Source organism: Pseudobacteriovorax antillogorgiicola, from assembly GCF_900177345.1.
Classification (GTDB): domain Bacteria; phylum Bdellovibrionota_B; class Oligoflexia; order Oligoflexales; family Oligoflexaceae; genus Pseudobacteriovorax; species Pseudobacteriovorax antillogorgiicola.
In genome coordinates this window covers 440,611-463,115 of sequence record NZ_FWZT01000002.1, presented here as the reverse complement: position 1 = coordinate 463,115, position 22,505 = coordinate 440,611, and the positions used below count along the sequence as shown (strand labels likewise).

General features: G+C 48.1%; 22 protein-coding genes. 7 read left to right on the top strand and 15 right to left on the bottom strand.

Annotated elements, in window-relative coordinates; translation table 11 throughout:
- Positions 1-158 precede the first annotated feature (158 nt).
- Both B9N89_RS04430 and B9N89_RS04425 read right to left on the bottom strand, forming a co-directional pair.
- Positions 159-1,115, bottom strand: coding sequence for a sigma-70 family RNA polymerase sigma factor (locus tag B9N89_RS04430; protein WP_159455138.1), 957 nt, complete (start codon positions 1,113-1,115; stop codon positions 159-161).
- A gap of 28 nt (positions 1,116-1,143) precedes the next feature.
- Positions 1,144-1,839 (bottom strand): aspartate/glutamate racemase family protein, encoded by a 696-nt coding sequence (locus B9N89_RS04425; RefSeq protein ID WP_132314950.1) that lies wholly within the window; start codon positions 1,837-1,839, stop codon positions 1,144-1,146.
- Positions 1,840-1,862: 23 nt separating this feature from the next.
- Here B9N89_RS04425 and B9N89_RS04420 point away from each other — a divergent pair, with 23 nt between their 5' ends.
- Positions 1,863-2,276 (top strand): gamma-glutamylcyclotransferase family protein, encoded by a 414-nt coding sequence (locus tag B9N89_RS04420; protein ID WP_132314952.1) that lies wholly within the window; start codon positions 1,863-1,865, stop codon positions 2,274-2,276.
- Positions 2,277-2,369: 93 nt separating this feature from the next.
- On the top strand, positions 2,370-2,813 hold the full coding sequence (locus tag B9N89_RS04415; protein ID WP_132314954.1) for a hypothetical protein: 444 nt from the start codon (positions 2,370-2,372) through the stop codon (positions 2,811-2,813).
- 30 nt (positions 2,814-2,843) lie between these two features.
- Here the strand turns inward: B9N89_RS04415 and B9N89_RS04410 are convergent, their stop codons facing one another.
- Positions 2,844-4,553: an ABC transporter ATP-binding protein gene (locus tag B9N89_RS04410; protein WP_132314956.1), complete on the bottom strand. Its 1,710-nt coding sequence runs from the start codon at positions 4,551-4,553 to the stop codon at positions 2,844-2,846.
- 139 nt (positions 4,554-4,692) lie between these two features.
- Here B9N89_RS04410 and B9N89_RS04405 point away from each other — a divergent pair, with 139 nt between their 5' ends.
- Both B9N89_RS04405 and B9N89_RS04400 read left to right on the top strand, forming a co-directional pair.
- Entirely contained in the window at positions 4,693-6,024 is a 1,332-nt protein-coding gene (locus B9N89_RS04405) for a hypothetical protein (RefSeq protein ID WP_132314958.1), read from the top strand.
- 9 nt (positions 6,025-6,033) lie between these two features.
- Positions 6,034-6,438: a thiol-disulfide oxidoreductase DCC family protein gene (locus B9N89_RS04400; RefSeq protein ID WP_132314960.1), complete on the top strand. Its 405-nt coding sequence runs from the start codon at positions 6,034-6,036 to the stop codon at positions 6,436-6,438.
- Positions 6,439-6,498: 60 nt separating this feature from the next.
- Here B9N89_RS04400 and B9N89_RS04395 read toward each other — a convergent pair whose 3' ends face one another.
- Together B9N89_RS04395 and B9N89_RS04390 are read right to left on the bottom strand one after the other, a co-directional pair.
- Positions 6,499-7,233: an energy transducer TonB gene (locus tag B9N89_RS04395; RefSeq protein WP_165931682.1), complete on the bottom strand. Its 735-nt coding sequence runs from the start codon at positions 7,231-7,233 to the stop codon at positions 6,499-6,501.
- 290 nt (positions 7,234-7,523) lie between these two features.
- Positions 7,524-8,390: an Hsp33 family molecular chaperone HslO gene (locus B9N89_RS04390; RefSeq protein WP_132314964.1), complete on the bottom strand. Its 867-nt coding sequence runs from the start codon at positions 8,388-8,390 to the stop codon at positions 7,524-7,526.
- A gap of 101 nt (positions 8,391-8,491) precedes the next feature.
- Here B9N89_RS04390 and B9N89_RS04385 point away from each other — a divergent pair, with 101 nt between their 5' ends.
- Complete coding sequence (locus B9N89_RS04385) at positions 8,492-9,646, top strand: GNAT family N-acetyltransferase (protein WP_132314966.1); 1,155 nt, start codon at positions 8,492-8,494, stop codon at positions 9,644-9,646.
- A 45-nt stretch (positions 9,647-9,691) separates the two neighbouring features.
- Here B9N89_RS04385 and bfr (B9N89_RS04380) read toward each other — a convergent pair whose 3' ends face one another.
- The 6 genes from bfr (B9N89_RS04380) to B9N89_RS04355 form a co-directional block, all read right to left on the bottom strand.
- A complete protein-coding gene (bfr, locus tag B9N89_RS04380; protein WP_132314968.1) occupies positions 9,692-10,159 on the bottom strand; it encodes a bacterioferritin in 468 nt (155 codons plus the stop codon).
- Positions 10,160-10,196: 37 nt separating this feature from the next.
- Positions 10,197-10,661 (bottom strand): bacterioferritin, encoded by a 465-nt coding sequence (gene bfr / locus B9N89_RS04375; RefSeq protein ID WP_132315748.1) that lies wholly within the window; start codon positions 10,659-10,661, stop codon positions 10,197-10,199.
- Between the two features lie 106 nt (positions 10,662-10,767).
- A complete protein-coding gene (locus B9N89_RS04370) occupies positions 10,768-11,997 on the bottom strand; it encodes an alpha/beta fold hydrolase (protein ID WP_132314970.1) in 1,230 nt (409 codons plus the stop codon).
- A gap of 157 nt (positions 11,998-12,154) precedes the next feature.
- Positions 12,155-13,702, bottom strand: a complete 1,548-nt coding sequence (locus B9N89_RS04365; RefSeq protein ID WP_132314972.1) for an ATP-binding protein — start codon at positions 13,700-13,702, stop codon at positions 12,155-12,157.
- A 105-nt stretch (positions 13,703-13,807) separates the two neighbouring features.
- Positions 13,808-15,496, bottom strand: coding sequence for a Kelch repeat-containing protein (locus B9N89_RS04360; RefSeq protein ID WP_132314974.1), 1,689 nt, complete (start codon positions 15,494-15,496; stop codon positions 13,808-13,810).
- The gene (locus B9N89_RS04355; RefSeq protein WP_132314976.1) at positions 15,493-16,308 is read right to left on the bottom strand and encodes a TIGR02147 family protein; all 816 of its coding nucleotides are present in this window, start codon (positions 16,306-16,308) and stop codon (positions 15,493-15,495) included. Before B9N89_RS04355 ends, B9N89_RS04360 begins: the two co-directional genes overlap by 4 nt.
- Before the next feature lie 512 nt (positions 16,309-16,820).
- Here B9N89_RS04355 and B9N89_RS04350 point away from each other — a divergent pair.
- Positions 16,821-17,261 carry a YbaN family protein gene (locus B9N89_RS04350; RefSeq protein WP_132314978.1) on the top strand — a complete coding sequence of 147 codons (441 nt, stop codon included), beginning with the start codon at positions 16,821-16,823 and terminating at the stop codon, positions 17,259-17,261.
- 52 nt (positions 17,262-17,313) lie between these two features.
- Here B9N89_RS04350 and bcp read toward each other — a convergent pair whose 3' ends face one another.
- Positions 17,314-17,787 (bottom strand): thioredoxin-dependent thiol peroxidase, encoded by a 474-nt coding sequence (gene bcp / locus B9N89_RS04345; RefSeq protein ID WP_132315750.1) that lies wholly within the window; start codon positions 17,785-17,787, stop codon positions 17,314-17,316.
- A gap of 95 nt (positions 17,788-17,882) precedes the next feature.
- On the opposite strand from bcp, the gene B9N89_RS04340 reads away from it, so the two are divergent.
- A complete protein-coding gene (locus B9N89_RS04340) occupies positions 17,883-18,503 on the top strand; it encodes a histidine phosphatase family protein (protein WP_132314980.1) in 621 nt (206 codons plus the stop codon).
- 18 nt (positions 18,504-18,521) lie between these two features.
- On the opposite strand, the gene B9N89_RS04335 is transcribed toward B9N89_RS04340, so the two are convergent.
- The 3 genes from B9N89_RS04335 to B9N89_RS04325 form a co-directional block, all read right to left on the bottom strand.
- Positions 18,522-19,871 carry a TldD/PmbA family protein gene (locus B9N89_RS04335; protein WP_132314982.1) on the bottom strand — a complete coding sequence of 450 codons (1,350 nt, stop codon included), beginning with the start codon at positions 19,869-19,871 and terminating at the stop codon, positions 18,522-18,524.
- Positions 19,868-21,253 (bottom strand): TldD/PmbA family protein, encoded by a 1,386-nt coding sequence (locus B9N89_RS04330; protein ID WP_132314984.1) that lies wholly within the window; start codon positions 21,251-21,253, stop codon positions 19,868-19,870. The genes B9N89_RS04335 and B9N89_RS04330 overlap by 4 nt, the downstream gene beginning before the upstream one ends.
- A gap of 117 nt (positions 21,254-21,370) precedes the next feature.
- Positions 21,371-22,300: a hypothetical protein gene (locus B9N89_RS04325; protein WP_132314986.1), complete on the bottom strand. Its 930-nt coding sequence runs from the start codon at positions 22,298-22,300 to the stop codon at positions 21,371-21,373.
- Between the last annotated feature and the right edge of the window lie 205 nt (positions 22,301-22,505).

Genomic DNA, 22,505 nt, shown 5'->3' with positions numbered 1-22,505 from the left:
CTCTGATCACTTTAGGCTCCCCTAATTGCTTAGGGGTCTGCACACCATGATCAAAGACAGCTCCCTGGAAACTAATTGTCGGTTCTCCTGCATCAATCTTGATGATTCGACCGGCGCAACCCCACCCTAGTGTACCACAGCAGCTGAGCTAAGAGCGATTAGCTCTCGCCATCGACAATCTGCCGGAGCCGTTTCAGAGCTTTCTTATGATTTTTCTTAAGAACATTGAGAGGTATATCGAGTGTCTCAGCAAGCTCTCTGGCGGAGTGATCTTGAAAATAGAGCCCATGAATCAAAGCTTTTTCTTTGTCATTCAACTGATCAATGGCCTCTTTGAGCAAGGCTTCGTTTTCTATACTTACCAATATAGCGAGGGCATTGGGAGATAGATCAGGTTCTTCAATATCTTCAATCACAACATCAGATTCAATTTCGGCACCATTGCCCCAAACAGCCTCAATCGATAGCAGTTCATCCAACTCCTGCTCGCTCAGCTGTAACGCGTCCCGTACTACGTCCTTGGTTAACGTGACGTCAGTTCGATAGCTGTAGGCCTCTCTGAGATCTCCCAGAGCGCGGAGCTTTTTTCGGATCTTGAATGGCACCGGATGCTTGCGACCCTGCTCCTCTTTAATTTTCTGCCTCAGTATAGGCCATACGAAGGATTTGAAGTCTCCCCTGGGCCTTCGCATATACTTTTTTGCTGACTGATAAAGAACTTCTTGGGCAACCCCAACAATATCGTTAAACTCTTGATCATTATCGTATTTTACGTCGATATGATAGGTTGCTGCGACTTGCCGAACGAGGTGCCAGTGCTTGGCCACCAAGCGGTGGGGCAAACGCTCCCAGTCCTGTTTTAAACGATCGAGAAACTCCGATTTGCCACTCTTATTGCTTACAATACGATCGAGTCTATCGGTATCTTCGGACCGGCTACAGATCTGATCCAAGATAATGAGCCTCAAGCGCTCGGCATCTTGCTGAGAGTCATCGCCATCTTCAACTGTCTCAACAATATCACTATAATAGCGGAGTATCTCCTGATCTAAGACCTCACTAAGTTTGGTCATATAATCGAGAGCAAACTCGCTAATGTTAATCTGTGTTGCCATGTCTGCTCCGCTGCACATTCCTCGGACTCTATTCTGACACAAGAAGGAATTCGACTCCAGCACTCACATGGGCTTCCAAGGAATCGAGAAACCGATCTTCGTCTGCGGGAATAAGAAGGCCAATCTCGGTGCACGACATGAGTATCCCATCGACACCCAATTCTTGATACTTGCTGCAAATGGCTTCGTAGAAGGCTTTCGAAGACTCTTTGATCATACCCTGAGTCAGCTCTTCGTAAATGATGCGACTCAGCTCAAGCTTCTCTTCAGGGTCGGGGCATAGGATACTCCCCTCAAACTTAGATTCAACGCGCTGCCGCAAAAAAGGCTCATCCATGGTTAACTTGGTACCCAGAAGCAGTACCTTTTGTTTTTGGCGCTGATTCAACTCAAAGGCGATTCCGTCGCCGATATGAAGCAGGGGTATTCCTAGCCTACTCTCTAATAGGGGTGCGAATTTATGTAAGGTATTGCTTGCAACCATGATTGCCTGGCAGCCAACCCGTTCGAGACGCAGCGCAGCAGACAAAACGGAGTTTGCGAGTTCCTGCCACTTTCCTGCCAGACGACAACGCTCCACAATTGAAAAGTCAAGGGAGTCTATCATGATTGGTGCCGAAGAATGGCCGCCTTTAGCTTTTCCATAAGCTTCGTTGATTCTTTTATAGTAGTGGATGGTTGAATGATAACTCACCCCACCGATAATTCCCAGGATGGGCAACATAAATCCCTTTCTTTGGTGTCAAAATGAGCAACTATGCATTTTATGGAACCCTAAGGGACTCAGAGGTTCTCAGCCTGGTAGCAGGTTCCACCATCTTGACTAAATTTCACGAAACCTTTGATCTCTCTGATTTTGGAGCTTTCTTCGTCAAAGGTCAGGCCTATCCAGCGCTCAGAGCCTGCCGCGGCAAGGTAGCCAAACTATCCCTTTTTCGCAACTTGTCTCCCAAGGAAGAGTCTGCGATTATCTATTTTGAGGGTGATGAATACCATCGCATCGCCAAGACCATTCAAGACTGTTCTTATCAAATTTTTATGGCTCATGAGTCAGTATTAATAGATCGTGAGGAATGGACTTTGCAGCAGTTTCAGAGCCTGCACAAGGCAAGCTATTTAGAAAACATTCCGGTATGGATGGAAGGGTTTAATTTTTCGTAAGATTTTGGTCGAGCTAGGAGAAGACTCCTGCCTCCCTCGGGAACGTTCCGATAGGAAGTGGGGCAAAGGTCTGAAAAGAAAAGGAAGGGCATCATGACCATTGGTAAGAATGAAGCAACCCTGGAACTCATTTTTCCTGAGGTCCGCCGCGAGCGTGTCGCTGTGCTCGCCAATGTGGAGGTCATTCTTTTCACTGGTAACCTCCCCTACGCAATCAAGCTGCAGAGGACCTGCCTGAGATGGTGTCTGAATTATTCATGGCAACTATTTGATCGCAAGAAGCAGGTCGATCACGAAGATTTCGACGTTGCTGTTATTGATTGCGACCTAGGATTTGAAACAGCCTTAAAAATCAGCCAAGTCATATATGAGCAAGAACAAAGCCTCCCTATTTTGCTCGTAGGCTCTGTTGCCAAAGGGTTTCAGTCCCATCAGTGGTCACCCAATGTGACTGGTTTTGTTCTCAAATCTTTGGGCACCGAGAAAGTTGTGGAGTACCTGATTTCTATTGGAAACGATCTGCACAAGAAGCAGTGAGACCTTGGAACATATACCTGGCCAGACCAATTAACGAATATAAATCTCATTTAACACATCATCAGTACCTACTGGAAAGTCTTTAGGAATAGCTGATAGCAGCTCCTGGGTAAATGCCTGCTGTGGATGATTGTAAATCTCATCTGCACGGGCATTCTCGATAATCCTACCCTGATACATAACAGCTACTTGATCTGAGAAGTATTTCACCACGCTCAAGTCATGAGAGATAAAGATATAGGTGAGCCCTTTTTCTTCTTGAAGATCTTGGAGAAGGTTGAGAATCTGCGCCTGCACAGACACATCTAAAGCGGAAACCGACTCATCACAGATAATAAGCTCTGGGTCGAGGCTCAAAACTCTTGCGATACATATCCGTTGTCTTTGCCCCCCAGAAAACTCATGGGGAAATCTCTGCAGCATTGTTGCATCTAGGCCGACTCTCTCAATTAGATGTTTCACTTTATCCAGGCGCTCAGCAAGAGAGCCACCATAGTTATGAATTTTCATAGGCTCCAGCATGATGTCCTCGACCGTCATCTTTGGATTCAAGGCTCCGTAGGGATTCTGAAAGATATACTGCATTTTCCGTCGAATATCGACCAAGTCTCGTTGGGGTTTGAACCCAATGTCCTGACCCTCCAAAAGGATTTGACCAGCATCGGGGGTCAAGAGCCGAATCATCGTCCGCGCTAGCGTCGTCTTCCCACAGCCTGATTCTCCAACAATCCCAAGGGTCAAGCCACGAGCTACCTTCAGGCTGACACTGTCAACAGCCTTGAATGCCTTTTTCTTTTGCCAAGGTAGAATACCTGAGCCAGCAAATGATTTGCTGATGTCTTTTAGCTCCAAGATGATTGAACTATCAGAATGGGGAACTTGCTCACTAAGCACTTCGATCTTGCGCTGCTGCAGAAAATCATCAAGGGTCGCCAGACGCCTAGGCTTAAAGTCCAGAGGCGGTCGACATGCAATCAAGCCCTTGGTATAGGCAGAGCGAGGCCTTTGGAACAGCTCGGTCATCCCGTTGACCTCTTCCAGCTTGCCTTGATACATCACACCTACGTGGTCGGCAACTTCAGCAACAACTCCAAGATCATGGGTGATGAAGAGCAAGCTCATACTAAACTCGTCTTGCAACGATCGGATAAGTTCGAGTACCTGCCTCTGCACCGTAACATCGAGAGCAGTCGTCGGTTCATCAGCAATCAAAAGCCTTGGATTGCACGACAAAGCCATCGCGATCATGACTCTTTGCTGCTGACCTCCCGAGAGTTCGTGAGGATATTTGTTAAAACTCTCATGGGGGTTGGGAATACCAACTTTATCAAGCAGATAAAGAGCTTTCTCTCGACTTTCCTTCTTGTCGTGGAGGCAGTGAACTAGCATTGGTTCCATAATTTGCCGCCCCACCCTGCTGAGTGGGTTCAAGCTGGTCATGGGTTCCTGAAAGATCATAGCGATTTGCTGACCTCGAATCTGTTGCAAGCGACGCTCATCCAGGCGGCTCAAGTCTTGCTGACCGAGAAATATTTTTCCCTGACTGACCTGAGCCATCGATGGCAACAGCCCTATAATCGCTAGCGATGTAATACTCTTACCAGACCCAGACTCGCCTACCAGGGCAAACGTTTGCCCCTGCTCGATAGAGAAGCTCACACCTTGGACCAGCTCCTTCTCAGTCTTCCCCGAACGGAACGAGACAGCCACATCTTCCAACTTTAATATCGTTTCACCCATCCGAATCTATTCCTCTACTGAGCCGATTGTCACGAGCCAGGGATCATTCTAGCACTTTTTCTAGGCCTGCCGTAGCAGTCTCCCTAGACAAGCTCTACAATATTTATAAGGGCAGATCAAATCAGGAGACTCCCACCCATTGAGACAAATCGCTTCCACCTTAGTTGTATGTGTACTGATTACTTTTGTCAGCGTCTGCAAAACAGTCGATCAGGAGAAGGCGCAACCAGCTGCTCCGGTGTTGCAACCTAGCGTCCAGATCAGAGCGCAATCTCACGACAACACTCTATGGATTCGGATCGGAGACAGCGTTGGCTGGCTGGAGCCAGGTCAGCCTTATCTGATACGATACGGAACACAAGAACTTGATTGTGAGCAGCATCCGGCGGAGTTTCAAGGAGTACTAGTAACACCGGGTTCTATCTCCCATAGAATCGCAAGCACCATTCCTTTTAAGGACCAAAAAAGCCTTTTTCTTTGCATGACCCAAAATGGAAGGCTCCTACACAAGGAAAAACTAGCCATCAGCGCCAGCAACCCTTTTGCCAGCCTAGACGGTGCACCACCGATAGTTAACTACGCACGGCGCTGTGCTGAGGAGATTGCCTATATTCCACCGATAAACTGTCTCGACGGAGAAACGCTTAGAGTCACAGTTCAAGGCCAAGAGCCGAGTACCTATCCACCAGGCCTCCAATGTGATCGACCAGCGATGTTGGATTATCAGGACCGGGCCGAAGGACAGTGCGTCCCCTATAGTAGGATTCAGAAAATTACCTTTGAAGACCCTGATGCTGTAGGTGTAATCATCTGCCGTCGCTATAAGCTACGCGACCCCAACGACCCATTATTTGATGATGTTTCCATTATCATCCACAGGAAATCCACAGGGGCAACCTGCTTTTTCCAGATGCCTGAAGATGTCGGAATCGCCCGTGATGGGCGGCGCGTTCCACCGCCTCACGAGCTTCCCACCAGCACCCCAGATGATAGCCCGAACGTGAAGGATTTTTGGCTTCCCCCCGCGGAGACAGCCCAACGCTATTGCCACCAGTGCCATGATAGCGACCCCTTTATCCACAGCCCCTATGTAGCCGGTTCGGGACAAGTTCCAAAGGCACCCGATACCCCATACAGGATTGTCGGGAAGGAGTTTGCCGACTGGCCTTCAACCCAAGCCGTCACGGTTGAGGGCGGCAACCTCTGCACATCCTGCCATCGTGTTGGCGATCGTTTTAGTTGCGAGTCCTTCTTGGATTACTCGGTGGGATTGAAGAGCATCAAAGGAGTACTTGCCAGCTTTTATCAATTTCCAGATTCCCATTGGATGCCGCCCCCTAGCGCCCTGCTGACGGCACAGGAGTGGCAAGATCGGTATCAAGAGCAGGTAAATCAAATCAGAGCTTGCTGCCAGGACCCTTCTAAGGCAGGGTGTAAGCGTGAGCCGATCACCGAGAACATTGGTTTCTAGAGCTAGGAATTGAATAAGAATAATCAGCCGATAATTTTTTATGATGGTGAGTGTGGGTTTTGTAGTCATTCTGTAAGAGTTATTCTCAGGATCGATCGTTCGGATCACTTCCTATTTGCCCCCCTACAAGGCCAGACCGCACAAGCGAGCCTTCCTGAAGACTACCGCAAGCTCGATAGCCTTGTGGTGAAAGACTCGGATGGTATGCTCAAGAAAAAGTTTTCAGCCATTGAAAGCATCGTGGCTCAGCTACCTCAGTTTCCATGGCCTCTGGTCTCGGCTGCCATGGGCCTAGTCCCCAGCGTACTTGGTGACCTTGTCTATTCTCTGATCGCTAAAAATCGATTTCTCTTTGGCCGCAAAGACGCTTGTGAACTGCCGTCTCCAACACAGAGGCAGCGATTTCTTGATTAAGGCCTTTAAAACGAGCTAGTACACTTCCATAAGAAAAAAATCGGTGCAGTCTGCCCGATTTCAAAATCGATAGCGTCTCATCTTCTGTTCTTCGCGGATAACATAGTCATAGTAAAGGGAGTAGTTGATGACAAACTTGTTTTCATCAAAATGCTTGGGTAGTGGTGGAAATGGAGCAGCCAGGTTTAGAATTTTGACCCAGGCATCGTCGATTTTCTTATCACCAGCTGATTCCACAATGGTTACCTCAGAAAGAAGGCCACTTTTTTCGATGGTCAACTGAGCCACAGATCGGCCAGAAAAGCGAATCTTGGCTCCACTTTTGATCTTTTCTCGAATATGCGGCTCATCCTTCAAAGATGACAAGGGGCTATAGAAGGCCAGCTCCACTGATTTTCGCAGGGCCGTGACGTAGCCAATGTATTGATATTCCGTGGTATTGACATCGAGCACCTCGCCTACGGGCAGGTTGTCATCGGGAATAAAGTCGTTGTAGCCGGCCATCTCTGTGCCACTAGGAAGTAAAGCCCCATAGCCCTCAGGCATAATCTTGCCACCATCCTTTTTCTGATCTGGGCTGCCCTTATTAGCCCTTGGGCTGGCTTCTAAACCCTTCTGGGTATTTTTTGGGATGATTCTCGTTTCCTGATTGGTGCGATGGTTCTGTTTGCCTAAATAGGCATCCTGAGTAGGAGGAGCGGTTTCTTCCAGAGGAGCTTCGACGATACTTTTGTTGCGGATAATTTTAATTTTGACTTTGGAATCAGCAGCCAATTGGTCTTTTTTCGGTTCCATTGACTCTAGCTGATAATCAATCAGTAGGACGAGCGAGTGCAAAACTCCGGAAATAAGCAGGGCCAGAAGCAAGACCGGTTTTGGTTTGTGGTGTCTATCTTTCTGCATACTTTCGAAGGCTATCACTGCTAGGATGAAGGAAGTATGAGACCGGTGTCTGAATATACTCTGAATCCCCTCACCAGCCCAACGTGGAAGCTCCTGCTCACACGGCGAATTCCGGCAACTGAGAAAGAATGCTTTTGCAATATTCAAGTGACATAGCAGAACCCAGCTGTTCCAACTGGGTATCAGGCTTTCAGTTCTGTAATAATTCTCTGAAGTTGAACAGGATTCACCTGATATGATTTGCCACAAAATTCACAGGTAACATCAAAGACCCGATTCTCTTGAATCATATCACGAATCTCAGCAACCCCCAATGTGCGGACCGAGTTTTCAATACGCTCCATAGAACAATCACATTGGTAGAAAGTATCGTGGGGGTGAACCAAGGGCTCAAACTCAAAATTCACCAGGTAATCCGAAACGAGATCCGATTCGCTAGCGCCCTTTGCGATCAGCTGATTGATAGGTGGGATCACCTGTTGCAAGGCTTCCAGGCGCTGCACTGTTTCCTCGGTGTAGCCAGGCATCAGCTCTAGGATATAACCACCTGCTGATTCGCAGCCGTGATCCCCAGGAATGGTGGATAGTGCCACAATGGACGGCACCTGATGAGACTGCTTAAGGTAGTATGAAATATCCTCCGCAATCTCCCCTGATACTAGCTCCACAGTTCCTCTATGAGGCTCTCTCTGAAAAGGGAGACTGCGCACCACTTCCAAGTGTCCAGAGCCTAGGCCATCAGAGATTTTGCCATGGGATGGCAAGTCAGCATTACGATTTTCACAATATACTTTGACTTTACCTTCGTATCGAGCTTCGGTGAATATGGACCCGACAGGACCATCGCCTTTGAAGTGAAGGCCAACGACCTGATCTTCTTTCAGTTGAGCTGCCATAAGGACAGCTCCGGTCATGGCTCGGCCCATCAGAGTGAGTGACAAGGCTGAAACCCGTTGGTGCTCAATCGCTGCCTGCACAAGTTCCGTTGATACGACACTTGCAATTCTGATAGTTTTGTCTTTTGAAAGATATTTTTTTACTCGAGTCATTCTTACCTCCGGCTGCCTGTTTACAAATTTTTTGTAGCCTTGTCACCTGAGTTCTGTACTACCAAGAAGCCGTAATCAATCACCCTAGGAACGAGGTCACCGTGGAAATTCGAATCGTCAAGTCGATGAGCAAGATCGAGCGCGACGACTGGAAGCCCCTAGAGTCAAGGAACTTTCCCTTCACAGACTATGACTTTTTAGCATCTTTAGAGCGATCTGGTTCCCTCGGAGAACGAACGGGCTGGTTCCCCCATTTTTTCGCCGCCTATGTAGACCACAGACTTATTGGCGCTTTGATCGCCTATCTTAAGACAAACTCCTATGGGGAGTACATTTTCGATTGGGAGTGGGCCAATGGTTTTCACCACCACCAGATCCCATATTATCCCAAATTGACTTCATCGATTCCATTCACACCTGCAACTGGGACAAAACTGCTACTCCACTCAGACTACGATCAAAAAGAGATCCGAGAAGAAGTGGATAAGGCTTTGTTGAGCCTTGTAAAAAGCAGCTCATGCAGCTCAATTCACCACCTTTTTATCCCTCAGGACGAGCTTCAGGCATGGCAGGGCTCTGGATATCACCTTCGATATAGCCAGCAGTATCATTGGCACAACCATGCCTACCAATGCTTTGATGACTTTCTAGCCAAGCTTAAGGGTAAAAGAGCCAAAGAAGTGAGGCGGGAACGGCGCCAGATTGCAGAGCAGGGTGTTGCAATCGAGTTACTTACTGGAGACAGCTTGGATCAAATGGCTAGCGATCGCTTCTACCAATTTTACCTAGCCACACTCGACAAGAAACACGGCCTAGATTACTTAACTCAGGAATTTTTCCGTCTCGTGTTCCAGTCGATGCAAGACCGGATCGTCTTATGCGTCGCTAGCTATGAAGGAGACTGGGTCGCCGCGTCCCTCAGCTTTCAAAAAGGCGACCACCTTTACGGTCGATATTGGGGTAGCACAGCATCGTTTCGAAGCCTTCATTTCGAGCTGTGCTACTACCAGATGATTGATTACGCTATCGCCAAAGGACTTAAGCTATTTGAAGCAGGTGCGCAAGGTCGCCACAAGATCCAACGTGGGTTCGTCCCCTCATGGACATACAGTGCCCACAAGATTTTTCACCCAGCCTTTGATCGAGCCATTGCTGAATATATTAGAGAAGAAAAGAGAATTCTAGACCAGGCCATGGAAGAGGATCAAAACCGATCCCCTTATAGGCCCTTCATATCTGAGAAAAGCCCTTGCTAAGCAAGCAACAGAGCTAACAAACCCATCACGCGAGTGTGCCAAGGGCTATAGTTTTTCAGCAAGATAGTTCTTGATTCCAATTTCATCAATAACGCTCAGCTGGGTTTCAAGCCAATCGATATGATCTTCTTCCGTATCCTGAAGAAGCGGCTCCACAGCTTCTTTGGTCACGTAGTCATGATGCTTGAAACAGAGGTCTATGATTTTAATGAGCTTATCTCTAACCACATGCTCATATTTCAAGTCGTTTTCAAACATGGTTTTCACATCGGTATCAACGGTAAACGGCTCTCGCTTGGATACGTCTGGTGTTCCCTCTAGGAAGATGATCCTTTCGATCACCCGAGTCGCATGGCCTTGCTCGTCTTCCATCTCGTGATTGAGCTGCTCATAGAGCTTATTGTAGCCCATGTTCCTCAAGATCTTCGACTGTACAAAATAAATGTCGATGGATGTTAGTTCACTGGTTAGCAGGTCATTGAGCGCTGCAATAATATCGGGATGACCTTTCATCGTAACTCCTTGTTTAAATCTGGCGTCTTCTTCGTGTCTACAATTGCTCAGCGAGATATTTCTCCGGCCCTAGCTCCTTGATATTGTATTGCTGGGTCTCAAGCCAAAGCAAAAACTTCTGCTCCCCCACTTCAATATCTTCCAAAAGTTCCCGAGAAACATGATCGAGCTTGTCGAGGCAAAGCTTGGTGTTAACCGCTAGCTTTTGGCACGCCCCAGAGCAAAACTTCAAGTCGTTGCCGAGACACTCAATTGCCGACTCCCCAATCGACAACTTGAGTAATTTCTGATAATTGGGCAGCCCTTCAAGCAACAGGATTCTATCTGTCACTTTTTCAGCAACCTTCATCTGCCTAATCGACTCTTTATACACTGGCTTGGCAATCTTTTCGTAGCCCCAGTCCTTCAGCATCCTTGCATGCAAAAAATACTGATTGATGGCTGTCAACTGCCCTGTCAGAACTTCATTGAGTCCTTTGATTACGTCCTGTTCACCTTTCATCGCATCCTCCCCGCAGTCAGGTTTAGAGACAATCTGCGTGGCAACAGCGTAACGAACTTGGGCCAAAAGAGCTAGACCAATCCAGTCGAGCGACTCAACCATGCTCCTAGCTGGTCTGACGAGGTTTGCGCTGCACCCGACTTGCTTTTTTCTTGCTTGTCTTGCGGCTCGCCTTAGCCTTGGCCCTTGTAAGAGACGGTGCTGGTCGCCGTGATTCGCTCGGCGCCGTCTCTACCTTCTTGGTAGACCTGCCCGGCGAACGCTTTTGTTTGTGAGGATTCCTGGTCGCTCCCTGTCGATCGCTAGGATCGTAGCCACGTGAGACATTGGTCCCTAAGCGATGGCTTTTTTGCCTTTCAACTCGGTCGAGCTGCAAGCATTGGCGGTGGAGAAATTTGCGAAACACTAGCGCAAACCGTTTAGGTGATTCAATTTGTGGACAGTGCCCCGTATCAGCTAGAAGATGCAGCTCTGCATGGGGTATTTTTTGTTGCATGAAGTAAGCTGTTTCCTTTGGAAAAAAGCTATCCTCATCACCCCACAGGATAAAGGTGGGCACTTGCACTTCAGGCAGGCGATCGTTCAAGGCCATATCATAGAGCCTAGGATCTTCATCTGAATCCAAACCCTTGATCAAATCCGCAAGAACCTTACGATGCCAGACTCCATGACGAGAGAACTCTTTGAATAAAAAATCTTTGATGGGGTGAGGAATGAACGGCTGTTTAGAAAAAACTCGCTGTAAAAAATACTCAAACTCGTCCCGAGTCTGAACATCAAAGATAACATGACCATCGAATAGCTCATGATGCAAACTATAGGGTTCATCCAAAAAGATCCCAGCGGGATCGATCAAAGTCAGAGTCTTGATCTTGTGAGGAATCATGAGAGCCACCTGCAAGGCCACCGCTCCACCTAAAGAGTTGCCAGCCACGTGAAAACCGACCAGGTTGATCGCTTCAATGAACTCAGAGAGCCAGGCGCCATAGTTCTCCAGGCAATAGGTGTCAGATCGACGTTTAAAGCTTTTACCAAAGCCTGGTAGATCGGGACAGATGATATTATAGTCAGCCACTAAATATTGGGCAGCATCGTAAAACGTGTCCTTGCTATCAGCAAAGCCGTGGAGAAAAAGAACTGTCTCATCTTTGCCACCGTCAATTTCTAAGTAAGAGATCTCACGATCACCGGTGAGCATCACTCGATCCACCCGTGCACCCATTATCTTGCGACGGAGACCGACAAAGGCTTCGTAGGCTTTCTCTCCGGCCTTGGCTTTTAAATCATCTGGAAAAACTTCGAGGACTTTGGAAAGGACTCGTTCTTGTTCTAGCAAGGCAGCCTCTAATGTGATTGCGTGATCCCTATGACTTTACTTAAAACGAAGCTGAAGCCCCTGTCAAATCTGATTTGGACGCGACCACGGAATGAAACAGAAGCAGCCACAAGAATCAGCCACGGATCAACGATCGTTAACGGGAGAACTTTATTAATTATGAAGCATTTTGGACTGGCTTTACAAATTGACCGACTACTTTGATAACGTAATCAGCCGTCACAGGTTTCTCAAGAACATGGTCAGCCTTATAGTCACTAGCGGCGAGATCCTCTGAAAGACCTGGGTAATAACCTGTACATAATATAAATGGAACGTCTTTGTCAGTCATACGAACACGAGCCAGTAGCTCTAGGCCATCGACATTAGGCATCCGGATATCACTCATGATGAGGTCTGGTTTATAGCGAAAGTAGGCGTGGATACCCTCTTCACCATCATGAGCACTGACAACATCATACTTTGCCATGCGAAGCTCTTCCTCAAAATACTCCCGTATTGACTCGTCATCTTCGACAATCAAGATTCGTGGGACATCGCTACGCTCACCTTCGCTAGACTCTGCCTTGCGTCCAGTCTTTGCACCTGGGATATAGGCTCGAAAGGAGGCTCCTTTTTGCCAGCCACCATCGACCTCCATAAACCCACGATGCAAGGATACAAACTTTTTCGCAATGGCAAGCCCCAAGCCGATTCCCAGGGTTTTAGCAACCCCCGATTCCAGCTGGCTAAACTTATCAAAGATTTTCTTCTGATCTTCTTCCTTAATTCCCATGCCTTCATCACGGACAGTGAGAACGAGGTAGGTATCTCCCTTACGAACTTCAGAGCTAGCTGACACGAAAATTTTCTTCCCCGATGGAGAGAATTTCACAGCGTTATTGACGAGGTTTTCTAAGACATGAATCATCCGTTTTCGGTCCATAGGAACATGCATATGCTCCTCGCACTCAACGACCACCTCAATATTCTTTTCGCTAGCAATGACTTGAAGATTTGAGATCACGTCACCTAAGAATTCGTCTACATCGACGTCGCCATAGTCAAGATCAAAGCCCTTTTCGAGCCTTACAACGTCGAGAATATCGGAAACCATGGTGGTGGCGTTCTTAGCATTACGCTTGATACGCTCGATAAACGATACTTGATCCGGGGTAAGGGTCTTTCGGCTCGACTCAGACATCAGGTAGTCGCAGCAAAGAGAGACAACGCTCAATGGAGTTCGCACATCATGAGAGACAACGCCCAGGTAGTCATCTTTATAGCGAAGCTGGTTACCGAGTTCTAACGTCTGATCCTCGAACCGCCCAAATTCCTCCAGGATAGAGGCTTGAATGTCGTGCCAGCTTACAATTCCTTTAATGATCTCATCCTCAACGACCGCGACATAATCCAGCTTGCAGTCCGTCATGGCCTTTGCAACTTGCCGCAGAGAGTCTCTCGGTGACACCACTGGAGGATTGTTGTGCATGATATCTTTGATTGTTGCAGTCTTGGATACTTTGTTGACCAAGGCGAGTATCAATTCGTGGGTGGTAATCAAGCCGACAACACGATCGTTATCGTTGACGACCAAGGCAACGCGATCGTTTCTCTGACCGAGATGCATCACGCAATTTTCAAAAGATGCGGTCTGGTTGAGTTTCAGCACCTTGTGATTGACTAAGCCTTCAATTGTCTTGTGATCCTGCGCTAAAGAAACCATAAGCTCCTTGCCGCCTATTCCATCGAACGATTCAACAGACTAGGGCATCGACAAGGAGCAGATAAAGCTTAGTTAGATCTTCTTACTTTTTTCGTAAATTTCCAATCATGGGTAATAAATACCACCATCGGCTAGATCAGAACCGATTCCTTGGTTGCCACCCCAGATAATCAAAGAGCTGCCTGTCCATATAGCTGTGTGATACCAGCGAGATACAGGAGTGAACTGAGAGTTCACACCAGACCAACGGCCACTTGCAGGATCAAAGTTGTACACTTCACCGAAGTAGGTCCGCAGGCGATTGGAGCGGCCGCCATAGACAAGGAGTTCATGTCCATTCCAAACAGCGCTGTGACCAACCCGCTCGATGACCATTTCCGTAGCCAGCGACGACCAGGTATCTGTGTTCGGGTTGTACAGCCCGCCAGTGCCTTTTAGCTCTCTTTGAGAACTCACGCCACCACCACTAAACACGATCATCTTGCTACCATTCCAGAATGCCTGATGACCGGCCCGTGCAGAGGGAGCATTGCTATCGTTCATCCCTTGCCAAGTTTGAGTGCTGGGATCGAAGATAGCACCAGACTGGGAAATCGTCCGTGTCGAGCCACTGACGCCTTCATACCCACCCCATACGATCAACTTTTCTCCTGTCCAAACCATGGAGTGCCCAGCAATCTTCGAGGGTGCTGCTGGATGCCCCTGATTGAGGTCCGACCACTGGCGAGTTTTGGGGTTGTATCGCCCACCTAATGGAACACCGTTGTGATCAATGCCACCCCAAACCCAAAGCTCATCGCCTGTCCATACAGTTTGCTGACGGGGATCAAAGACCCACGTGGAGCTCTGGGGTGTCCACCAGCTTGGTTTGCTTATGGTTTCGATCGCTTTGGTCTCAGGGTTCCAGATAAAGCCATCGTATTGCCAGGTTTCGGTTTGATCGACCCGTTGGTAACCACCCCAAACGATCATCGATTCTCCCGTCCAATGAGCGGAATGGAAATGCCTCGGCTTTAAACCTTGAAGTTCCGGAAGAGCGGCCCAAGAATCTGTGCTGGGTTGGTAAACCGCGCCATCACCTAAACTCGTATTTTGAGAGGAATCATAACCGCCAAAGACGACCATAGTATCCCCTGTCCACACTGCCGAATGCTTTTGCCGCGGGCTGGGGGCATCGTCAGTATTGATCGATAGCCACTCAATGCGGCCCTCCCGCCAAGCGTCAACCACCGCAATCGCGACTTTATCCGCCATGTCCTCACCCTCGCCGAAGTGATGGACCGATTCGTGGATCAGCAACTGAGTTGCCTCGTAAAAACTCTTAACCTTATCCCGGCAAGTTGGGTAAGACAGTTGTATAGGATTAGCCAGTGGCACCGGATCACCAGGCTCAGGCATCACCGTCCAACCACAGGTTGGTTTTGCATCCATCTCCCAGATATGCTTCGCCGCTAAGATATCGGCAGCCAAGAGGGCTTTCTTTTCTAGAATCCAGGTTCGTACGGCTTCGTCCTGCACAGTACGCAAAGACTCAGCACTCAAGCGACTCACAATATTCGCTGCATGCTCCCGTGCGCGCGCGAAGCCAATACGCAAGTAGTCACCACCATTACCCACACCCCAGTGACCCAATCGGCCTCCCGGCTGCACATACGGGCTTTCGACAACTGCCATGTTCGCTGCTCTCGCCTTTGCCCCAATCAAACCCCCAGTTAAGACCCCCTCAGGTGACCCAACCGCTAATCCCAAAAGGGGAATGAGGCCCATCATCATTTTCATAGACACTTCTTTCATGGTCCATCCTCCGCGATTTTAAAAAGCTGCATAGAAATGCAGTAGACTAAATCCTTTTGCTCTGGGGTTTGAAACCTTTGGCAAAAACGATGTTGAAACTTTTCGATCTCTTTCGATGCCTCAGGGACATCCTCTTTATTTAAAGCCAGGACATGGGTTTGGACATAGCGCTGATCGACTGGCTGTGTCGCAATCGCCTCCATGGCCTTTTGCAAGATTTGCCGATGAAACTTGCGGATGCTTTCTGAAGGGACCCCTCCAGGAATCCAGCCGTCGTTTTCCACGGCCTCCAGTTCATCGTCGCGATTTCGTCTTAGCAAGCCAACTCGAATCAGGCGATCAATCGCCAGTTCAATTTGGATAGGTGTGACCCCCAGACGTCGGGCAATCCATCGTGGATCACTTCGGAAGCCTTTCATATTCATCAGCTCTAAGATGCCAATGTGGTACCAATCCGAGATAATCTTGAAAGCATCCAACTTAAGTTGAAAGGTCTTGGTTTCCTCCTGCTCTGCCTGCTTCTTAAGAATCCGTAGGTGAGCATCCTGTCTCTCCTTTATCGATCGGGCATGCTTCACAGAGACCAAATCGCAAAAGTGGACCACTTCGGTTTCTCGAAAGCCTAAATTCTTGGCAATCTTTTCGGCGGCTTTTCTAGAGACTCCTTGCTTATGGTTCAGTATTTCGCTCAAGCGGGACGGCGATAGATTGAGATCCCTGGCAAAGGCTCGCAGAGAGTAGCGAGGGTTTTGCCCGCATCGCGAATCAAGTTCAGCCTTGAGAATCTGCCGATAATCGGCATGAGCTTCCATACATCTCACCTCCTGTTCCCTTATAGGGCGAGACTTTGGAGCCCATCAAGCCAACACAGAACAATTTGTTCTGTCGATCCAGGATCTTGTGATGATCGAGAATGTCAATTAGACGATATAGAATAGTCAAACCTGCAGCTTTGCTAAGATGTGCTGAGATTTCACTAGCGAACAGTAATCAGTTAGCCTGGATTAGCACTAAAAATACCAAATGGTAGGATCTAAGAAAGATAGACTAAGATTGGCAACTTATTTTTAGGATTTGACTAGACTTGAGCTGGTAAGACTCCCAAAAACAGAAAAACACCCATGCCATGATTCATTCTAAGACAAATGAAAAGGTGTCATTACAATTCATGGTCATATAGGTAAACTTAGAAGCATTCCTTGTGATCAGCAAGGTTTACTTGACGATGTGTTCTGTCTCCTTAAACGAGTCGCCAAACCAAGGCAAAGCTTCAGCGACAATCACAGAAATAAGAACGCCAGAACTTATGTCCAGAGAGAGTTTTATGGATCCACAAGCCTCGAAGAACACTAGGGTCGATTATAGCCACGAAGTGACGCCGATAAAGAATCCCATCCTGCGAACGATGCTGATGATTCTAAGCTTCGTATTTTTAGGGGTGGGCTTTGTGGGTGTGTTTTTACCAGTCCTTCCGACAACACCATTCGTACTGCTTTCCGCGTTCCTTTACGCTAGATCATCACCCCGATTCTATAACTGGATGATGAATCATCGACATTTGGGTCCTCCCCTCAGGCGCTGGAAGACGACAGGTAGTATTCCAAGGTCTGCAAAAATTTTGGCGATCAGCATGATCGCCATCACTCTCATTCCATCGATTCTTTTCGTGGTTCCTGTATTGGCAGTGAAGGTGCTTCTTGGAATCATTGGTATTCTGGTCGCAACCTATATTGCGACGCGACCGGAGTCAGACAAGGTCGCCTAAAGCGAAACCCCTAGTCTGAAGAAACCTAAGGATGATTGCCTCTCAGGCGGGGCTATAGGTGCTCTTTAATCCAATCAAGTGCATCGTCGTGATGGGTCTTTGTTTTAACTTTATCCATAATGTGCTTCAGCTTCCCATCTTTACCAACAATAAAGGTCGTTCGCACAATTCCCATGTACTCACGGCCATAGTTTTTCTTAAGAGCCCAGACTCCGTAAGCTTCCGCAACACTATGATCTTCATCAGACAAGAGATCGAAATTCAGTGACTCTTTTTCACGAAATTTATCCAGACGGGCCACTGGATCAGGGCTGATACCGAGAGCAACCGTACCCCGCGCACTCAGCTTGCGCTTTGCATCCCGCAGACCGCCAGCCTGAACGGTACACCCTGGAGTCATCGCCTTCGGATAGAAATAGACGATGACATTCTTCTCGCCACGGAAATCCTTGAGGGATACCTGCTCTCCGTCCTGATTGAGCAGCTTAAAGTTTGGAGCTAAGTTACCGATCTTTGGAAAATTCAATTCTGGCATTGGTGTTCCCTCTGAATTCTGTTAAAACTGCACACCTAATTTAGGTGAAGCCCATTCCTACGACAACAGATACTTAATGGCAAGTCATGACAAACAAGACCGTGGAAACAGAAATCTATCTCCTGCGCCATGGCCAAACGGTCAGTAACACCCTCAAGCGCATCCAAGGACAGTCAGATAGCTCCCTTACACCTAGTGGCTTAGAGCAAACAGAAAGATTGGCTCAGCGACTGGCACCGCTACAATTTGCAGCTCTTTACTCTAGCCCCCTTGGCCGTGCCTACGAAACAGCTAACGTGCTTGGTCGGTATTTAGACCTTAAAGCTCAAAAAGAGCCTCGCTTTCAGGAGATTAGTTTCGGCTCCGTCGAAGGGCTTACCTGGAGTGATGTTAAAGAAGCACACCCAGAGTTATGCGAGCAATGGCGTCAGCATGTAAATCACATTGCTCTACCTGATGGCGAAAGCCGTGACCAGGCTATGGAGCGTTTCACGACAGCCTTGGGAGAGTTGGTTCAACGTCACCAAGGCGAGAGAATTGCTATTGTCACGCATGGTGGAGTACTTGCAGCACTCTTTGCTCGCATTCTAGGTATTCCATCAGGAAAAAGGCCTCTTTGCATGATTGAGAATGCGTCCATCAACATCCTTCGGTACAGGGACGGGTGGAAAATCAAGACCTGGGGAGATGTAGCTCATCTTCCATGAGCTAGTAAAGTTTAACTATTACGCCCCCGCAACACTCACACCACCAAAACGAATCGTCGGCGCGAAAAATGTTTTGGAACTATTGGCGTGGATTTTAGAGCTTACCGCTTCAACTTGGTTGAGCAAGGAAAAGAAGTTGCCAGATATGGTTGCGTCGCGAACATATTGTTCTACTTTATCGCCATTCATCAAAATACCGTCGATAGCCAAAGAGAATTGGCCTGAAATCGGATTGGTTCCAGAGTGTAGGCCTTTCAAACCGATAACTTGGATATACCTACCTTCATGACACGTGCCTTCCTCATCTTGACCAGCTGCAAACACCAGTTGTGTTCCAGCAACTCCCAGGGCTCCCTTCGGAGAGCGAGCTCCATGTGCCGTGGTGCTTGTTCCAAAGTACTTGGCTGTGGCTGTGTTGTGATAGAAGCTTTGTAAAACACCATCTTTTAGCAAGCTCAAATCTCGTCGTGCCACCCCTTCATCATCAAACGAAGAATAGTAGAAACCTTGGTCGTACATTGGTAGATCCATCAAGGATAAGCGACTATCGGCTACCTCTGAGCCGACCTTATCCCGAAAGCGATTTTTGCCTTCCATGGCTGCCTTAGCTGAAAAACTCGATAAGAAACAGCTAAATATCTGGTCGAGCTCATCAGGAGAAAATATGATGTCGTATTTCCCGGTGGCAACAGCCTTGCCATCGAGAAGAGGAAGAGCGTACTTTAAAGCCTCATCTGCACAATACTTTGGATCAAGATCTTGAAATTTACGCCCCATCATGGAGACCCCATACATTGCCTGACGATCATCATTTTCAGTCAAGGCTGAGGTATAGCAGCTAAACGATCGCTCTCGATGATAGCCATAAGTCCCAAGGTGATTGAGATAGATCATCTCACTTTCACCATCACCATAGCCGTTGTAAGGTGAGTTTTTTACATGGCCACCACCACCCAGTACCGCAGACTCTAATTCTAGAGCCATGGCAAGCTTCTCTTCTGTCGGGGTATCGTCAGGCTGATAAAGCTTTTCTTTGGTTTCAATCTTTTCAGGCTCTTTGACGTCGATGGTTTGATACTCATCCACACCCGAAAACTTAGAGACTTCCACAGCCTGCTGAACCATCTGTCGGACGGATTCGGGGTCCATGGCTTCGGTGTAGCAGAGACCAACTTTTTGATCTTTAATCACCCGAATGCCGAGAACATTGGAACTGGAAACCTTGTACTTATCAATGGCTCCTCCTTGGGCTGTTAGAGAAAACGAATTCCCACGCAAACCCAAGACATCGCAGTAGTCAGCCTTCAACTCTAAAGCAAGATCGATGGCTTGTTGCCCTACGGTTTTCAAATCAACGGCCTGACTCATGCTTCGCCCCCCACTAAGATCTCATCGACTTTCAATGCTGGCTGCCCCACGGTTACAGGAATCGAGCCACTCACACTGCCACACATCCCAGGAGCTAATGAAAAGTTTGATCCGACCATACTGATTTTTTGCAGTGTTTCAGGACCAGAACCAATGAGAGTTGCTCCTTTCACAGCTTCCGCTATCTTACCCCCTTCGATCATGTAGGCCTCTTCGATAGCAAAGTTGAAGTCTCCCGTTCCTGGTGAAACCGAGCCACCACCCATGACTTTAGCGTAGATACCGCGGTCGACGGAACCAATAAGATTGTCGAAGGAGTGTGGTCCTGCTTCGATATAAGTGTTTCTCATCCGAGAGGCTGGCGCAAACTTATAGGACTGTCGCCGGCCAGAGCCGGTTCTTTCATAGCCTGTTTTCACAGAACCCATCCGATCGACAAGAAAACTTACGAGTTTGCCATCCTTGATCAACTGGGTTTTCTGGGTTGTCATGCCTTCGTCATCGATATTGATAGAGCCCCATTTTTGAGCCACAACCCCATCATCAACTGCACTTACTGCAGAGTGAGCGATCATCTCACCCATGCGGTCATGGAACACCGATGCCTTCTTTTCGACGGCGGTCGTTTCCAAGAGGTGGCCACAAGCCTCGTGAAAAATAACGCCTCCAAAGCCATTATCAATCACCACTGGCATTTTGCCAGCTGGGCAGGGCTTTGCCCGAAGCACTGTCACGGCTCGTTTCGCCAGAGTCTCAGCAAGTTCTTCGGGGTCGATGGATTCGGCAAACTCCCAGCCTTGCATTCCTCCCGGCCCAGCGTAGGCACGAGATTGCTCGTTGCCATCTTGGGCGATAAGCGACGTTGAGAGTCTGATGTAATGCCGCTCGTCATGAGCCTCTAGTCCTTCAGAGTTAAAAACATGGATCTTCTGCCATCGCTGGATCGTATTAATGTCAACTTGCTTAATCAGCTGATGAGACCTAGATTTTTGATCGATCGCTCGTAGCAAGCTAATTTTTTCATCAAGAGGTACGTGTTGGTCGAGTCCTCGAAGAATGGTTTGCCGATCAGGGTTTTGCGCTAGGGTAAAATCTTGGGGCACGACGGCGCGAGGATCTCTTCGGTCCTGAGCACAAAGCACATCAATAATCCGAAGAAGCTCTTCTTTATCGTCCAGGTTCGTGTAGCCGTATACAGCCTTGGTTCCAAACACCACCCGCAGTCCAATGCCATAGTCAGTGCCAGTTCTGATGTCTTTGACCTTCTGATCAACATAGGACACGGCCTCACCGACATTTCGCTCCACGAAGATATCAACAAAATCAGCTCCGTGAGCCATCCCTGCATCAATGACAGATTTTGCCACCTGACTATCAAGCATGGATACTCCTTTCACAATGAATTGATAGGGGTTCCCCACTATATCAAACCAAACAGTAAAAGCCTCCTTAAAAAGGAGGCTTTTACTGTTGAAATCGCTTATCCTAGATAGTTCAGCTTAGTTGACTGCTGCCTCCGCGATGGGAGAGGCAGTAACTGAAAAAATAGCAGTGCCAGTTAGAGCTACCACTTCGCCAACTGCTGCTTGAGTACTCTGGTCCAGCCAGACTCCGAGAGATGAGATTGTACCAACATCATTGATTGGCACGTCAGCAACGTTCCATGTCCAAACGCCTTCACTTTGATTAAGAAGAGCAAAGCGGTTATCGGAAGTTGCAAACCAATATCCACCTTGGACCGTTTCTCCTGCTGCAATGATAGTTCCGGTTGCTGCTGTAGGCAGCGTTGCTTCGAACTCATAGGCGGAAGTCAAGCCGTCTTTAACAGCAAACACAGCAAGGTGAGTCGCCATGTGTAGTATCAGAGTAGTTTTAGTGGCTCCGATCACGCGAAGCTGGCTGCGATCACCGGCAAGTTTCGTAATGTCGAAGTTATGAAGAACGACCTGATTGGGATCTGCTTCTCCTTCAGCGAGAAACTTTCGCTTTGATATTCGCTCAGCGTCCACCAACCAGAAATCTTCTGAATCGAGCGTATACATCTCACGATCACTGGGAGGCGTAATCTTTGGAAGGATAGGCACCAGACTCGTTTCCCCGGAGACACCATAGCTCCAGGCAAAGCCATCCTTGCCGAAGAATACCGTTTGGTCCTGATCGATCCGCGACACAAGAGCAATATTAGCAAAGTCTTCCGCAGCGTAGGCATCGCTGTTTGCAGCTTGCTGCAGTGCGATCCCTGAAAAATTCACAACGTCGTCACTAACGATCGCATCCTGCCTAATGTCGGAGTCCGTATCGACCACGGAATTCTCGTCATCGACGACCGCAGCCTCGACTTTCTCCCTTTTATCGACCGCCTCTTGCTCCGCCTGATTACACCCCCAAGCGGACATCGAGCAGATCAAGATGCCTACAGATACTCTCATTCCTAGTCCTCACATTTAGCTCATGACTCCGGTCCCCAAAGAATCGGAGCCTCATGTTGATGACGTAACTCGGTTTAACCCGAGGCTTTTTTTCGCCATGGTACCAATCTACGTTTCGGACTTGTGAGAGCCAAAGTTTAGGATTCAATTGAGAAAGGCCTGGGTGGAAAAAAAATGCTGTAATTATAGAGGTTAATATAAAAGC